The following is a 17,013-nucleotide window of genomic DNA, read 5'->3' as shown; positions in this document are numbered from 1 at the left end:
TATGACTCAAGAATGGTTTGAAAGTGCTGATTTCGAAAAAACAGCCAACAATGATAAAAAAGATAGCCCATCCGACTCAGTTCTCCTTGAAGAAGATTCAGAGACAAGAGACAAGGCGCCAGTAGTTGAGGAAAATCCTCAAGAAAATCTTCATACCAATCCAGAAGATAAGGAAACTAGTGAGGAAACTGTAGAGACTGAAGAGCTCGCTGAAAAATCAGAAAAGATAGACGAGTCAGAAGAACCTGTTAAAGAAGCTTCTCAGAAAAGTCAATCTTTGGAAAGCCCGTTTTTACCAGATTCTGTATCTGCCAAAACAGCACTATTCGCAGTATTCAAAGAAGAACTGGCTGATCTTTGGTTTTGGCTACAAGGTGCCCTTAAAGAACCGACAACAAGCATTGATACAGATAAAAAACATAGTTATAATGCCTTTGCCCTGCTGACTATCTTTTCTGCTCTTAGTTTCTTCTGTGCGATTTATCATATCAAGCATAACTACTACGGCCATATGGCGGCTATCAACTCTCATGTCAGCGAGCAGTTCCCTTCACTGAATCTCTTTTCTATCTTCTCCATCTTGGTAGCGACAAGTTTATTCTTCTTTTCTATCCTTATGGGTGGATTTGTAGTTAAACGTTTTGTCAATCAGGACAATGACTGGACACTGGAAAAATCCTTGCAAGAGTACAGCAGACTCTTCGCCCTTCCTATCCTGCTCACGGGTATCGCGAGTTTCTTTGCCTTCTTTAATAGTCTACGTTTTGCGGCTCTTCTTTGCCTCATTAGCATTGGTCTGGTACTTCTTGCCAACCTCTATACCATCTCAAGACCAAGTAAAGATAGCCAAACTGACTCCTTCTATCGCCTTCTCTTAGCATTTCTAGTTAACGGTGGTATCCTATTTCTCTTCTTCCTAGCGGAAATGACTCTGGTTTTTGAATATTTACGAATCCTAGCTTTTATGTAAGATAAAGGTAGCGAGATAGAAAGATATTAGCTTTAGAGGATCATTACTATAAAATTTTAAAAACAAAAAAAGCGAACAAGACAGAATTCTGATAATCAGAAAACTAATCTTGTTCGCTTTTTAACTTTATAGAAACTTTTGTCACAGATTCCTTATTTATCTATTTGCTAAAGCTTCAAAATCCTCTCCTGAAACTGGTCCTACCTCTACTTGGTTGGCATCCAAATCCTGACAAAGTTCCTTTGGAAGAACTTCTAAAAAGGCTTGGTAATCCAGTCTAGCTACAGCTTCATAGTCTTCAGGCTTAGAACCATCTCCAGAGATTTTTACCAGGTCAATCTCCCAGACAAGCTCTTTTCCTACCAACTGCTCAACATAAGGCACAGGAACAACAGGACCTTTTGGCAAAATAGTCTTTACTCCTTGAGCCAGGTGGTAGATTCCATGAACCTTACCCTCACTATCTGGGTAGAATTTAGCACTTGCAGGATAAGCATCTGACCCTTGAACCCTCTTAACTAATTCTTCAAAACGTGCCAGTCCATCTTCTTCTAGGAAACTTTCCAAATCCTTCTTATCAAAGTAAATAGTTGATAGAATACCCTGACAGAAACCTAAACGAGCAGCCTTATCAGCTAGATAGTTCTTAACCGTTTCTTGGAAATAGTTTTCCAAATCAAAGTCTGCCAAACCTTCAACAGATTCACCAACCTTGCTAGACAAGGCTTGCAAGAGAGCTTCTACAATTTCCCAGTCAGCTCTTGTAATTAAGTCAGGAATGATCACTTGATAGCCTTTTTGAGCATCTACATAACGAACTTTAAAGAGAAATTGAGACTTACCTACGATTCCACACTCGATATACTCAAGGCGATTGAGGGGTTGACGAAGATAGACAGCATCATAACTATGTGACTCTAAGCCATCTACTAGGGCCAAGACTGACTTAGCTGTTAGAATCTCCTGTTGTCCTAAAATACTTTGTTTATTTGGAATAAAAAATGTTTTCACCATAAATGGTCTCCTTTGAAATCGTTTACATATAGTATACACCATTTTCCTGAAAGATGCAGAAACAAATTTAAGATTTTTTAGTCAAAAGCATAGAAAAACAGCCCATCAGGACTGTTGATACTATTATACAACTTCAGAATGATCTAGGTTCTCACCAATCGCTGCTAAACGCTCGATAACTTGGTCTTGCGTCAATTCATGTTCTAAAACATAGCGATTACGTGGGTGAACACGGCACTCGTGTGAGCAACCACGGAGATATTTATCTTCGTTGTCTTCTGATGCCAAGATACGACGGTTACAGAATGGATTTCCACAGTTGACATAACGTTCACATGGTGTTCCATCAAACCAATCTTTTCCGACGATTGTTGGGTTGACATGGTTGACATCGACTGCGATACGTTCATCAAATACGTACATTTTCCCATCCCAAAGTTCCCCTTGAACTTCTGGGTCTTTCCCGTAAGTCGCGATTCCTCCGTGCAATTGACCGACATCTTTGTAGCCTTCACGAACCATCCAACCTGAGAATTTCTCACAGCGGACTCCACCTGTACAGTAAACTACGACACGCTTGTCCATGAATTTTTCTTTGTTATCACGGACCCATTGTGGTAACTCACGGAAGTTACGAATGTCTGGACGGATAGCCCCACGGAAGTGTCCAAGGTCGTACTCATAGTCATTACGAGTATCAAGGACAACTGTATCTTCATCTAGGAGGGCTTCTTTAAATTCCTTTGGAGACAAGTAAGCACCTGTTGTTTCAAGAGGATTGATATCATTGTCAAAGTTATCATCCTCTAAACCAAGGTGGACGATTTCCTTTTTATAGCGAACAAACATCTTCTTGAAAGCTTGCTCACTTTCTTCATCAATCTTGAACCAAAGGTCTTCCATACCTGGAAGGCTGTGAACATAGTCCATATATTTTTGCGTAGTCTCATAGTCACCAGAAACGGTTCCGTTAATCCCTTCGTCAGCGACTAGGATACGACCTTTGAGGCCGATTGACTTACAGAAAGCCAAGTGGTCAGCCGCAAATTGTTCCGCGTTTTCGATGGGAACATATTTATAATAAAGTAAAACTCGAATATCTTTTGACATAAGATTGATTCTCTTTTCTAAGATTAAATTATCAGAATTTTTCATTCAACTATACCAGTATACTCTCCCAAGAAAGCGAATGCAATTTATTTGACTGAAAATTGAAAACAAGACCTGAAAACAGGTCTTGTTTAGCTGAATATTCGATGAAGAAAAGTTACCAAAAATGGTAAGGCTGCAACAATATTATTGATAACATGAACGATATAACCGGGATAGATACTCTTGGTATAGCGAGTTAGACCCGCATAAAAGATTCCAAATGTCGCAAAAACAAGACTATCTAGTACACTGGGAAAACTTGTAAAGTGAGGAAGAGCAAATAAAACCGAAGGAAGAATCAGGTCAAGCCCAAATTTCGAATCTTTAAAGAAGGCATGTTGGAGCAATCCTCTATAAATCAACTCTTCCATCAGAGGCCCTAGAAAAAATAAGGATAGATAGAGTCCCAACTCGGCAAAATTTGTCTCACTATAACCGATCAACACGGCCCAACCTTCATAGGTAGACTGAACATGTCTAGCCAAACGTTTTATGAAGCACAGCTACGAGAATTGTCAGCACTGTATACCACAGCCATTTTTTCTTAGGAATAACAAAAAGATATCCATGACCTGTCTTGACTAAAATCCCTATCATAATGCCAATAAAGACAAGACTGACAAGGTTTCGGATCCAGAAAAAATTGCCAATCTGAGAAGAAAATTGCCAGTAATTTTGGATCATAAGCGTCAACTGAGAAAGCCCATATACGAAAAATAAGTAGGATAAGATTGCACTTGTTTTGAAAATAAGATGGTATTTTTTCATATGTCTATAACCTATGTTAAATGTAAGAGCAAAACTCTGAACAAAATACAGATAATTATATGCAAATACTAAAAAAAGAATCACCACCTTATCTAGAAGGCTCTAGACAAGGCAGTGATCGCTCTTTTTAGGAATGAATACACGAAATCAATTATTCTTATGATTTTTTGCTTTTCAAGAATTCGTCGTATTGTTTTTGCATTTCATCCAATACTTTTTGGTAAGCACCTTCAGATTTAAGTTTTTCCATCAATTCTGGAATAGCTTTTTCTGGGTCTACAGTACCAGTGTTGATAGCTGTATCGAATTGTTGCATAGTGTTTGTGATAGCTGAAATTTCAGATTTCACGCTGTCAGTGTTAAAGATGAATCCAAGAGCTGGAGATTCTTTTGCAGTTTCCAAGTCTTTCTTAGATTGTGCGATTTGCTCATCTGTAACGTTTTCGTTGATGTAAAGGATCCAGTTGTTACCAGTGTTCCATCCTGACATGTGAGTGTTTCCTTTGTATCCATCAAGGACACGAACACGGTTTTCTTTACCTTCAACTTTTTCCCAGTTCTTGCCTTCTGGTCCATAAACAAGTCCGTTCAAGAGTTCTGGGTTAGTGTTCAAGAGGTTCAACACTTCCATTGCTTTTTCTTTGTTCTTAGAGTTGTTTGAGATTACAAAGTTAGCAACTTGAGTTGTTTGGTTTTTCTTGATGAAGTTAGTAAATGGTTTGATTTGGATGTCTCTGTTAGCTACACGAGAAAGCAAGCTGCTACCGTAGTCAGCTGGTCCTACTGTTTCTTCGCGAGCAAACCAAGTATCTTGAGTAAGGTCATATGAAGTTTCGCTTGTTGCTACGTCTTTTGGAATGTATCCTGCTTCATAGAATTTGTGAAGAGTCTTCAAGTGTTCTACGAAACGAGGAACTTCGTAACGGTTTACGATCTTAGTAGTGTCGCCTTCAAGATCGATGACGAATGGAAGTCCGTTTGCAACTGGGTAGTCAAAGTTTTCTGATGGGATAAAGTTTTTACCAACAGCGAATGGCATTACATCTGGAGCTTTTTCTTTGATTTGTTTCAATACTGGTTCAAGTGTTTCATATGAAGTTACACCTGAGATATCGATTCCATATTTTACAAGAAGTGGGCCGTTGAAAGCAAAGTTTTGTGAAGATGCAACGTTAGCTGCAACTGGAACAGAATAAATCTTACCGTTTATAGTGTTACCTTTGATGTAAGCTGGGTCAAGTGCTTTGTAAAGGTCAGCTCCTTCTTTCTTGTACAATTCTGTCAAGTCAGCATAAGCACCTTTTTGAGCGTTTACAACATAGTTATCTGCAAAGGCGATATCATAGTTTTCACCTGATGAAGTGATAACTGACATTTTCTTGCTGTAGTCACCCCATCCAAGGTATTGGATATCTAATTTAGCACCAACTTTTTCTCTGATGATTTTGTTTGCATTTTCTAGCAACTCATCCAAGTTATCTGGTTTGTCACCGATTTGGTACATTTTGATAACAGTTTTGTCACCTGAAGCTGAGTCAGCAGCTTTTTGGTTGTTACCTTTAAGGTTTCCACAAGCAGCGAGGCTAGCAGCTAAAGCTACAAGGCTAGCAGATGCAAAAGCATATTTTTTCCAGTTTTTCATGATAAAAACTCCTTTTTTTATTTTTAAAGTTATTAACAAAATTAGATTCTTGATTTTCCTTTGCCAGAAAAATCAGAGTTAGAAAAGAAACATTGTTTCTTAAATATCCTTACTCTTTAACACCACCGATAGTCAAACCTTTTACAAAGTAGCGTTGGAAGAATGGGTAGAGGATCGCAATCGGAACAGTCGCAACTACGACCATAGCCATACGACCTGTTTCTTTTGGTAGGGCAACTGCAAGCTGTCCTGACATACCAACTGACTTAGCAATGTAATCCATGTTGTTCTGGATTTGCATGAGCAAATATTGCAACGGATACAAGTTATCACTCTTGATGTAAAGAAGGGCGTTAAACCAGTCATTCCAGAAGCCAAGCGCTGTCAATAGTGTGATCGTTGCGATACCTGGTAATGACAGTGGCAAACAGATTTGGAAGAAGATACGAGCTTCACTAGCTCCATCGATACGAGCTGATTCGAGGATTGCTTCTGGGATGGTTTTCTTGAAGAAAGAACGCATCAACATGATGTTGAATGGTGATAGAAGCATTGGAACAATCAAGGCCCAAATGGTATCACCAAGGTGAAGCAATTGTGTCACCACGATATAGCCGGGTACCAAACCAGCGTTGAACAACATACTAAGAAGAGCGAAGATTGTAAAGAATTTACGATACTTAAATGTTGAACGCGAGATGGCATAGGCATAAGTTGTAGTGATAAAGACGTTTGTCAATGTACCGACAACTGTCACAAACACTGAGATAAAGAGTGCTTGTAAAATCTTATCTTTGAACTGAGCCAAAAACTCAAAACCATCTAATCCAAACTGTGATGGGAAGAAGCTATATCCATATTGAACGATACTCTTCTCATCTGTAACTGAGATAATGATGACAAAGATGAAAGGCAAGATACAAGAGAAGGCCAGCAAACCAGATATGATACTAAAGAAGATATCTGCCTTTTTGCTGAAGGAGTGTATGCCAACATTATCAATTTTTTCTTTTTGAATTTTTTTTGCCATATGCTCCTCCTTTCTAGAATAGTGCCGAGTTAGGATCAACACGTCTTGCAAGTAAGTTTGATAGAATAACCAGAATCAAACCGACGACTGACTGATAGAGACCGGCTGCTGATGCCATACCGATATCTGCTGTCTGAGTCAAACCGTTAAAGACGTAGACGTCCAATACGTTTGTTACGCTATAGAGCTGACCAGCATTGTGAGGGATTTGGTAGAAGAGACCGAAGTCTGCACGGAAGATGTTTCCGACTGCAAGGATGGTCAATACTGTCACAAGTGGTGTTAACTGAGGGATGGTTACGTTGCGGATACGTTGCCATTTGCTAGCACCGTCCACTGTCGCTGCTTCGTAGTAGGTTGGATCAATACCCATGATTGTTGCATAGTACATAACACTACTGTATCCAAAGCCTTTCCAAATTCCTAGGAAGAGGAGAAGATAAGGCCAGATACTGATGTCAGCGTAGAAGTTAATCCCCTTCATGCCAAGAGCTTCTAAGGTGTGGTTAATAAGCCCTTTATCGATATTTAGGAAAGCATCTGTAAAGAAACTGATGATAACCCAAGATAGGAAGTAAGGGAATAACATAGATGTTTGGTAGATTTTAACCATTTGCTTAGAGCGAAGTTCACTAAGGATAATAGCGATACCAACTGACACGATCAAACCGATAAAGATAAATCCAAGGTTATAAAGGACAGTGTTTCGAGTAATGACAAAGGCATCTTTGGAACTAAACAAGAATTTAAAGTTATCTAGTCCGACCCATTTACTATTTATAATACTGTGAACGAATCCTTCACCAGTCATATGGTAGTCTTTGAAGGCAACCACATTTCCAAATACTGGGATATAGAAGAATAAAATCAACCATAATGTCCCTGGTAAAACCATTAAGAGAAAAATCCAATTATCTCTCAAAGTTTTTGAAAACTTGTTCATAATTTCCTCCCTTTTTATTTTCTAAAACTTGATAATCTCACAATTTTTAGATTTGATAACGTTTACAAAAATAGTATACTCTTATTTTAAGGATAGTTTAAACTACTAATTATAGAAAAAACTCCACAAATTATTTTATGTGGAGAACTTTTTTATATAAGAATAGGTTTCACGAGAAACTTTCTTCCTGAATAGAGTTTTTCTAGGTTGTATAAATGGTCGAAGCTGTCGCGATGGTATGCCACTGGTTGGCTGTTGTTGCTGCGAAGTCCTTGTCTGCGTAGAAGTCAGTAAATGGAAGAATCTCTACTTCTAGTTCGTCAATACGAGAGATTTCGCCTGCTAGGTAGTTTTCAATGCGACTTTCTGCTCGCTTGATCCGCTGCAAGAGTCCACCCATACGGATATCTACTGTATCCAAACCAAAGACCTTGTTTTCTTTCAACCATTGCTGGCTAAAGAGCTTGTGGAAGGTTTCAACCTGGCTTCTTAATTTTGGTAATTCTTCCCTAGCAATTTGTTGCAAGCTTTCTTTATCATCTGCTTGATAGGCTTGACGAATGCGTCGTCCCACATCAACCTTGCCACTTAAAATAGCATTCAACTGGGCCTGAGTTTCGAAAAGATAAGCGTAGGTACCTGCTTTTTCTTTGATAGCAGCAAGAGTCACAGCTGCCTGGGCAAAGTGCGGATTGTCTTGTTCAGGTGTCATGTGCTGATCAAGAATTGGGCAAAGAATATCCTGGTAAAAGACATATCGGTTGGGATTGATGCCACTGAGATTATTTGGTAGATCTGGCAAGAGATTGGCAAGATCAAGTTGCATGAAATCCTCAACGGATAGACCTGTATTGGTCTTGAAATGATCTGACAAACGGTCTAAATCGTTGCGGTAGCTGAGTTCTGCCCAGATTTGTAGACTTGGCAGAATAGAGAACTGAGCTGTTTCACCACCATTATCTCCCCAACCAGTCACAATGACTTCCTTGATCTGATTAGCACGGCAGGCTTTGTTAGCTTCGACAGCGATGAGACGACTGAAATGGTTGTGTGGTGTGAAACCAATCCACTTCCAAGCACCACCTGCAAAGGCAATATCCTGGCTAATCTTGTGGTGATTATTAAAGTTACGGTTGTATTTTTCCTCGCTATCTTGGTAATAATCCCAGTAAACCAAGGTCACACGGTCTTTGAGACGGTCAAGGTAAACACGAGTTTCTTCTGGAATTTCCACCTCACGGTCGTACTGGCCATCTGCTGACATGAGCTTGAAGAACATATCGCTCCACATCTGGCAGTGGAAACCATACTTGTCTGCAATATCCAACACACGCTCCAAGTGTTGGCACATGAGGAGGCTCCGATCCACCACACCGTTTAGGATAAGGTAACGTCCCAAACCAACCAAGTGAGCTTCGTCCATCCCGATATTGACCTTGCGAGTTTGTAGTTTAGACAAAGTAGCAAACATACCGTCAATCAGATCGTAGACTTTTTCTTCACCGATGAGGAGAATATCCTCTACATCGCGGAGTTCTTGCACTTCTTTGACGCCCCATTTGACAAAGGCTGACAAGTGGGCCAAGGTCTGGATGCATGGGACAAAGGTCATGTCAAACTGCTGGGCGTATGCTTCAATTTCCTGTAACTCTTCAGCTGAATAAGCCCCGCGGAAATAACCAAAGTAAGGTTGCCCCTCAATCTGATAGGTGTCTTCCATATAGAGCTCAAAGGTTGAATAACCCATGAGAGCCAAGACTTCAATCATCTGTTTGGCAGATGCGACATTTATCACGGCATTTCGCGAACAGTCCGCCATATAGGCTAAATCTTCATAGGCCGCCTGCTCTTCAATCTCTACCTTGTCCCCTTCTGCTAAAGCTGTTGCTAGCACAGATAAAGCACGGTAGAGTTGATGAGGTTTACGGTAGGTCAGTTGATACTGCCCCTTCTCACCCTTGATAGAGATAGAAGCTTGGTCAGATTGAGCGACTGCCACCTCTACATCTGATAGAGAAATGTGACTTTTTAATACTTCGATAGCTTGCGCTTGTTTGGAACTAAGTCCTGTAAAAATTACCATTGGTTTTCCTCCTGTAACCAGTTGACAAGGGCACCGTAGAGATTGGCATCTGCGTGATAGGTGCAGGCTTGAATAACTGGAGCAATTGTATATTCTTCATAAGTTTCGACAAAAGCGTCTACTGCTTTTTGCACACCCTTGATAAAATCAGGGTTCTGACTGATAGAGCCACCTAGGCTAATCACATCTGGATCGATGAGATACTGGATATTGAGCAGGCCTTGAGCTAGGTTGCGATTCATGCGTTCAATGGCTTCTTGGCAAAGGGCATTTCCTGCCGCAGCCTCTTGGTAAATCTTACGCCCATCCCAGTCTGACTGACCTGATTTTTCAATCACATAACGAACCATATTTCCTGTTGATGCTAGTTGCGACCAGTTGTTGAGTTTTTCTGCTGGTTCGATGGTTGTCATATAACCAAACTCTCCACCCAAGCCATGACGACCACGGTGAAGCTTGCCATTGATAATCATAGCCCCACCGATTCCTGTACCAATCACGACACAGGCTGCATTTTCAATCTCAGGATGAGCTAGCAGTTCACTAAGTCCAACACAGTTAGCATCATTTTCTAGATGAACAGGAAGCTTGTGATGAGCAAGCGCCTCATACCATGAAAAACCATGAATGTATGGAATAGCACTGATTCCCTCAATCACACCTGTTTCTTGATTAACTGCACCTGGTACACTCATAGCAATCCCACGATAGTCACGTTCTGACAAACGTTGGTCCAACCAAGCAAGCAACTCTTCTAGAGTCTCTGGCGTTGGGGTGCTGGCCTTATCTAAAATCTTTCCATCAGGAGTTAGACTAGCAAATTTTATACCGGTCCCTCCGATATCAATCGTTGCAATGGTCATTGCTTTTACCTGTAAAAAGGAGCGAGTCAGCAGTCGGTTCTTACTCTTTTCGCTCCTCCTTTCTTTTTATGTTATCTTTTTAAAATTAGATTTCTTCTTTTTTGATCAATTCTGTACGAATTTCTTGTGGCGCCAATAGTCCTGAATGAACTGGATATGGTCGTTCCAATAAGTCAAGAATGGTTTGTTGTTTGTCAGACACACGAACATTTTCTTGGCTCATATTGTAGTAACGAAGGACGTAACCTTCTTCATTTTCAGCTACCTTAAATGCTGTTGGACAAACTTGTGGCAAGTTCAATGCTGGATGGTTGAAGAGACTACCCGTTGCTGCAACGCTACCTTCTTGTTTTGCAACCTGAAGAGCTGTAAATGGCACTTGGAAGGCTTTGGCACGACGGAAGGCTGAGAAACGATCCTGAGCCTGATGGCATTCTACTGCAAACTCAACTTCGATATCGCGCAAGCATTGTGCTTCTGGTGTTGGGAAGTAGCCCCAGTCACCGAGTTCCCCTGAAGCACGAAGAAGTGTTACAGCTATTGTGTCGTCTCCTAGGATTTCGTATTCGTTCAATCCTTTATTAGAAACTGTCACTCCTTTAACATCATCATACAAGCTGACAAAGGCTTGTTGGTGTTGTGGATTTTCAGGATTTTCCCAAGAAGCCGCCGGTTTATTTGGTCTTGTCACAACTTCATAGATGCTTTCAGAATCATTACTTGGGCGTGTGTTATGAGTTTTGACCAAGAGACGAATGCGGTGGTCTTTGGCTGTATTGGTAAAGCGAGTCTTGAAGCGAATCTGTGGATTATCCACAAAGACAGTCATCTCAGTTTCAAGAGGAATAGTTGTCAATTCTTCTGAACGTCCTGCATCTCGTTTCATGAACTCAATAACGCCTCTTTGTTCAGCATCCAATTTTTCATCTGCGCTAACTGGAATGGTCAAGTCGTGTTTGAGTAAAACCTTAGCATAGCGAGAATTATTTTCCAGAACTTCATAACCTTTCAGTTGAGCAAAAATTGGCTCAGTTCCTTTTGGTTGGAAGTAAATGTACTCATTCCCGATATCACCACGGTCCTCAAATTGGATAAAGTCCTCGTAAGCTTCATTTGTAGTCTTGTCGTAGACTGTGATTCCTTCGTCTACACTAAGAGTCACGAATGGTGTATCAATGACTCCATTTTGGAAGATGCCGTCGCTGTGTTCTGCTACCCCTTCCACTAATTGGAAACTTGCCCAAGAAAGTGGTGCAAGGTGAATTGGAATTGTCACACGCACTTGACGAGAGATATAAGGCTGACGGAATTTATCCTTAGGCAAAGTATAGCCAAAACTTGCTCCCAAGTCTTCAATCTTGGCTTCAATGACATGACCATCCAAATCTTCAACGTGATACTCTGGCAAGGTCAAGGATGCCATTTTCTTGAAGCCCTCTGTCGGGTGCAATTCCTTAAATGGACAAACCGCTACGTCGACAATCGTGCTGACAGTGTCCACCTTGCTATGCAAGCCCGTGTTAATAACCGTAAAGAGGTGCTCCCCCTGAGCTTTCTGAGTCGCAAGTTTAGCTTTCCATTCATTCAGAAGATTAGTCTTAACAAAATTCCCGACTTGATTAACCTTTGCAAAACGAGTTTCCATTTCACGGTGAACTTCGTCAATACTACAACCACAGATACTATCGTGCGGTGCATTTTGCAGAAGTACTTTCCAAGCATAGGTCAATTGATCCTTGTGGTTGTGTCCACCAGTGATAATGGTTAATGGTTCCACGACCTGCTCTAACAAGTTGCTATTTTCTTGGAAGGCTTGTTTGAGGTAAACACGTGAAGAAGAGGTATTGGCAAGGGTGTACCAGCCATCGGTTTCCTGACTGGTCAATTCCCCCGTAACCGTTGATAATTGTTCAGGAAGTGCACTTTCCACTGCTTGGACATATTCGTCAAAGGAGCTATGAATAAAGGTTACGTCTGGAAAGAGTTCGTTTGCCACACGAATCGCTTCAGTAATATTTCTCTGAACAGGTTGGTGGTCACAGCCGTTCATCATCAACCATTGGTTGGTCGATGCATAATCACGAACATCTGCCAATTTTTGTTTCCAGAAAGCCAAAGCTTCATCTTTATCCACTGGAATTTCATTCCCATTACTGTACCAGTTAGCAAAGAGAATACCAAGCACACGGCTACCATCAGCCCCCTGCCAGTACATTTCAGAAAATTGAGAGGTGAACTGTTCATCTTCAAGGACTTGATTGTCAAATCCGATTGGCTTGACACCGCGACCAAAGGCTGCGACGTGAATCCCTGATTTTTGAAGGATTTGAGGAGCCTGCCCCATATTTCCAAAGGTATCAGGGAAGTAACCAATTTGAGTAGATTTGCCCCATTTAGCACATTCCGCTTGTCCAATCAAAGTATTGCGGACGTTAGCTTCACTGGAAATCAAGTAATCATCCTGCAAGATATAGAAAGGCCCAATCTTCAATTTGTCTTCGTCGATATAACGCTGCACCTTGTCACGGTTTTCAGGGCGAATTTCTAAATAGTCATCGAGAACAATGGTTTGTCCATCCAAGTGGAAGCTCTTGAACTCAGGATCATTTTCAAAAAGATCAAAAAGATCATCAAAAAGTTCCACCAATTGCATACGGTGACTTTCAAAAGGTAGATACCACTCACGATCCCAGTGACTGTGAGAAATAATATGTACAACAACATTTTCCATGAGTAAAACCTCATTCTAACTTAAATTTAAAAATAGATTTGTGATTCTTTGCAAGAACCTATTGAGCTAAGGCTCATTAGCGAATATCTAGGTAATCCAAGACCAATTCGCAGAACATCATGTTGGCCCATGAGAACCATTCACGAGAGTAGAGAGTCGGATCATCCACGTGGAAGCTTTCGTGCATAACCCCCGTACCTCCATCACAAGCAACTAGTTGGTCTAGCAAGAATTTTTTCTCAGCTTTATCTGTAGCTGTTAAGCCTTGAATTGATAGGGCAATCGGCCAGATATAACGATAGAAGGTATGAGAGCTTCCGAGACCGCTAGCGTATTCTCCTTGGTAGAAGTAAGGATTTTCCGGACTGAGAATGGTGCGACGAGTTGCTTGATAGACTTCATCGTTCACATCGCAGTAACCAAGGTATGGCGCAGCCAATAGACTTGGCACGTTTGGGTCATCCATGATGCTAGTATTTCCTAGACCGTCTACTTCAAAGGCATAGATCTTCTCACCCTTACTGTTGGTGGTGTAGGCATAATTTTCGATCCCTTCTTGAATCTCAGCTTGGAGATGTTTGGCATCAGCAATAATGCTCTCACTATCGTCTAGATTCAATTCTGCAAAGATTTCTTGGACATAACCTAAGACAACGACTGCAAACATATTTGATGGGATCAAGTAGCTATACTGACAGCAGTCATCGCTTGGACGGAAGGCTGACCAGGTCATTCCTGTCACGGCAAAGTTAGGTCCAAAACCGTCATTTATCAAGGTATCTTCCTTACGATCGGTATCACGGACGAAACGGTATGGTGAGTTATTGTGATCTTGCTCCACCGTCCAGAGATGAAGGATCTCCTTGGTCGCTGTGACAAAAGTTTCATCAAATTGGCTAGTCTCACCAGTTTCTTTCCAAAGGAGATAAGCTAACTGCAATGGATAACAAAGCGAATCTACTTCATACTTGCGTTCCCAAATCCAGCCATTGAGATCTGTATGGTCTGTTTCGTGGTGACCCTTCCAGTTCTCCTCAATATTGAAAGAGTTGGCATAGGGATCCTTGAGAATCAAGGCCATCTGACGTTTGACCAAACCTGCAATGGTCTGACGTAAACGAGGATCTCTTTTTGCCACATGAAGGTATGGTCTAAGCTGAGCAGTTGAATCACGAAGCCACATAGCTGGGATATCCCCAGTTAGTACAAAAGTCGAGCCATCTTCTAAGATTTCAACTGTATTGTCTAAAGTGTCTGTATAGCAACGCTCAAAGACATCTACCCATTCTGGATGTTCCTTGGCTCTCTCCGCTACCTCATCTAGCCACTCTCTGACGATTTCTTTAGAATAAACCATAAACTATTTTGCCTCTTTCAAACAAATTTTCATTTTCAGTATATAGCTTTTAGTCCAGAAAATATATACACAAATGTTAGTCATTTTTCTACAAAATTGTTATATTTTGAAGTCATTTTCTAAAAGTATCCTTTTTCTGATATAATGTAGAAAACTACAGAAGGAAATCGCTATGAAGCCTATACTTGAAACCATAGATACGCGTTTTGGAACAGCCAGTAAACATGCATTTTCACGAGGCAATACACTACCATACACTGGAGTCCCTTTTGGGATGAATTACTTTGTTTCACAAACTAGTGACCAGGAAGGGTCTTGGTTTTTTGATCCCCATCTTTCCATATTTCAGGGTGTTCGACTAACCCATCAGCCTAGCCCTTGGATTGGCGATTACTCCTGGCTCTTACTGACTCCAGTTACAGGAAAAATCAAGGGTAACACTCTCTTTCATCGTCAATCTTCTTATAATCTTGAACGTGCTATTTTCAATCCCCATTATCTCAGAATTTTTTCTGAGCGTTATCAGATTGAAACCCAACTCACACCTACTTGCTATGGGGCTTCTATTCAACTAAGACAGATACAAGGCAAGAAGCTCTCACTCTATCTGCATGCAGCTGATGATTTATCATTAGAACAAGTAGATGAGCGTACTGTCAGCCTTGGTCAAAGCGGATTAACCGAAACCAACAAAAGTCCCCTCGTCATGTTTACTGCTCTCGCATTCTCTACGGATATTCTATCTATCAATCAAGTGGGGCAAGACTGGCGTATCGACTTGGCTGGAGCAGAAGCTCAAGTTCAACTGGCTACTTCTTTTATTTCTAAAGAACATGCCCTCTTTAATCTGCCTAGAAAAGACTTTGAAGAAACGAAGTCAGAGGCCAAAGCAAGTTGGGAAGACCTTCTAGGCCGTTTTGATGTCGTGGAAACTGGCTCTGTAGACCGAACATTTTTTGATCACTGTCTTTATAGACTCTTTCTCTTCCCGCAAACCTTTTATGAAGTGAGTGAACAGGGAGAAGAGATTCATATAGACCTTGCTTCAGGAACAATTAAACCAGGTCTTCTCTTTACCAACAATGGTTTTTGGGATACCTTCCGCACTTCTTTCCCACTCTTTGCCTTGATTATTCCGGAATACTATCGCCAATTTCTTGAGGGCTTCCTTAATAGCTATCGAGATACTGGGTATCTCCCTAAATGGCTGGCGCCTGACGAACGAGGCATGATGCCTGGTACTTTGATCGATGGTCTTATTGCAGATAGTGCTTGTAAAGATATGGCGCCTGATCTTGAAGAAGAATTTCTCAAAGCTATGCTTGAAACTGCGACCAAGGCAGATCCAAAAGCTATCAATGGACGACACGGTCTGGCCCAATACCAAGAGCTAGGCTACCTATCCACAGACTATCATGAAAGTGTCAGCCACACGCTAGACTATGCCTACAGTGATTTTTGCATCTCTACTTGCGCAGCAAAATTAGGTCAAGAAGAGCTAGCCCAAACCTATTCCCAATATGCTAAGAATTATCAAAACCTCTTTGACTCTGAGACAGGATACATGAGGGCGCGTGATGTAGATGGCAACTTCCGTCCTGACTTTTCTCCTTATAGTTGGGGCCGTGATTATGCTGAGTGTTCAGCCATCCAAGCCAGTCTCGGTGTCTTGCATAATATTTCTGGACTGAGCCAGCTAATGGGTGGGAAAGAAGCCTTTAGCAACTATCTTTTGAAAGCTTGTCAAAGTCTCCCACTCTTTGAAACGACGGGTTATGGATATGAAATTCATGAGATGAGTGAAATGGCAACAGCGCCATTTGGGCAACTAGCCATTTCAAACCAACCAAGTTTCCACATCCCTTATCTGTTCCGCTACAGTAATTATCCCCAATATACCAGTCTCTTAATCAAGACCCTCCGTCAAAAAGCCTTCCGAGCTAGCTGGGATGCCTATCCAGGTGATGAGGATAACGGAAGCCTCTCTGCTTGGTATGTCTGGGCTGCTATCGGACTTTACCCAACCTGCCCAGGAAAAGCAAGCTATGATCTTGGAATTCCGCTCTTTGATCACCTTCGTGTCTATCTGACAGAAAAAAACCAGTGGTTGGATGTTCGTACTCAGCAAAATCATGAACACTTCCACTTTGTACAAGACTGTCATCTTGACGGAAAAGAAGTTCAGAGTATTGGTCACCAGGATTTGCTAAACGCCCAAAATCTCAACTTTACACTCAGCTGGTTACCAAATCACTAATAGTTCAAATCCCTTTGTCATGTACAAGGGGATTTTCTGATTTATACCAAATCCTCCACAAAGTTATCCACAGATTGTGTATAACTTTTACTCAAGTACAAACTCCATCTGATAAATTCCCCCTACATTTTTTATAGGAAATTTCAAATTTTGTTAGGCGCTTTCAAAAAAACATGATATACTGAAATTATCAGAAAAGGAGA

The 17,013-nt window shown here is 41.1% G+C and carries 11 protein-coding genes and 1 pseudogene; 2 read left to right on the top strand and 10 right to left on the bottom strand.

From position 1 onward, the window contains the following. Position 1 precedes the first annotated feature (1 nt). Positions 2 to 970: a DUF6574 domain-containing protein gene (locus tag K1I67_RS02045; protein WP_223338569.1), complete on the top strand. Its 969-nt coding sequence runs from the start codon at positions 2 to 4 to the stop codon at positions 968 to 970. A 156-nt stretch (positions 971 to 1,126) separates the two neighbouring features. On the opposite strand, the gene K1I67_RS02040 is transcribed toward K1I67_RS02045, so the two are convergent. The 10 genes and pseudogenes from K1I67_RS02040 to K1I67_RS01995 all read right to left on the bottom strand — a co-directional run bounded on the left by K1I67_RS02040 (position 1,127) and on the right by K1I67_RS01995 (position 14,553). After that, positions 1,127 to 1,984, bottom strand: coding sequence for a DUF4299 family protein (locus tag K1I67_RS02040; RefSeq protein WP_070458551.1), 858 nt, complete (start codon positions 1,982 to 1,984; stop codon positions 1,127 to 1,129). A gap of 123 nt (positions 1,985 to 2,107) precedes the next feature. After that, a complete protein-coding gene (gene trhO / locus K1I67_RS02035; protein WP_004251023.1) occupies positions 2,108 to 3,094 on the bottom strand; it encodes an oxygen-dependent tRNA uridine(34) hydroxylase TrhO in 987 nt (328 codons plus the stop codon). A 131-nt stretch (positions 3,095 to 3,225) separates the two neighbouring features. Further along, positions 3,226 to 3,904 (bottom strand): annotated as a pseudogene (locus K1I67_RS02030) (lysostaphin resistance A-like protein). Positions 3,905 to 4,061: 157 nt separating this feature from the next. Then, on the bottom strand, positions 4,062 to 5,546 hold the full coding sequence (locus K1I67_RS02025) for an ABC transporter substrate-binding protein (protein ID WP_223338568.1): 1,485 nt from the start codon (positions 5,544 to 5,546) through the stop codon (positions 4,062 to 4,064). A 109-nt stretch (positions 5,547 to 5,655) separates the two neighbouring features. After that, positions 5,656 to 6,576, bottom strand: a complete 921-nt coding sequence (locus K1I67_RS02020) for a carbohydrate ABC transporter permease (protein ID WP_006149055.1) — start codon at positions 6,574 to 6,576, stop codon at positions 5,656 to 5,658. Positions 6,577 to 6,589: 13 nt separating this feature from the next. Continuing rightward, entirely contained in the window at positions 6,590 to 7,519 is a 930-nt protein-coding gene (locus K1I67_RS02015; protein WP_049530327.1) for an ABC transporter permease, read from the bottom strand. 202 nt (positions 7,520 to 7,721) lie between these two features. After that, positions 7,722 to 9,602 carry a beta-N-acetylhexosaminidase gene (locus K1I67_RS02010; RefSeq protein ID WP_223338567.1) on the bottom strand — a complete coding sequence of 627 codons (1,881 nt, stop codon included), beginning with the start codon at positions 9,600 to 9,602 and terminating at the stop codon, positions 7,722 to 7,724. After that, entirely contained in the window at positions 9,596 to 10,465 is an 870-nt protein-coding gene (locus K1I67_RS02005) for an ROK family protein (RefSeq protein WP_223338566.1), read from the bottom strand. The genes K1I67_RS02010 and K1I67_RS02005 overlap by 7 nt, the downstream gene beginning before the upstream one ends. A gap of 85 nt (positions 10,466 to 10,550) precedes the next feature. Further along, positions 10,551 to 13,196, bottom strand: a complete 2,646-nt coding sequence (locus K1I67_RS02000) for an alpha-mannosidase (protein ID WP_223338565.1) — start codon at positions 13,194 to 13,196, stop codon at positions 10,551 to 10,553. Between the two features lie 76 nt (positions 13,197 to 13,272). Continuing rightward, positions 13,273 to 14,553, bottom strand: a complete 1,281-nt coding sequence (locus K1I67_RS01995) for a glycoside hydrolase family 125 protein (RefSeq protein ID WP_223338564.1) — start codon at positions 14,551 to 14,553, stop codon at positions 13,273 to 13,275. A 172-nt stretch (positions 14,554 to 14,725) separates the two neighbouring features. Between K1I67_RS01995 and K1I67_RS01990 the strand changes: the two genes are divergently transcribed. Next, positions 14,726 to 16,810, top strand: a complete 2,085-nt coding sequence (locus K1I67_RS01990) for a GH92 family glycosyl hydrolase (RefSeq protein WP_223338563.1) — start codon at positions 14,726 to 14,728, stop codon at positions 16,808 to 16,810. The last annotated feature ends 203 nt before the right edge of the window (positions 16,811 to 17,013 follow it).

Origin of the sequence: Streptococcus infantis, from assembly GCF_019929575.1 — a bacterium.
GTDB classification, from domain to species: Bacteria; Bacillota; Bacilli; order Lactobacillales; family Streptococcaceae; genus Streptococcus; species Streptococcus infantis_L.
Note: the sequence above shows the minus strand (reverse complement) of the source record. Positions and strands in the feature narration are given on the sequence as shown.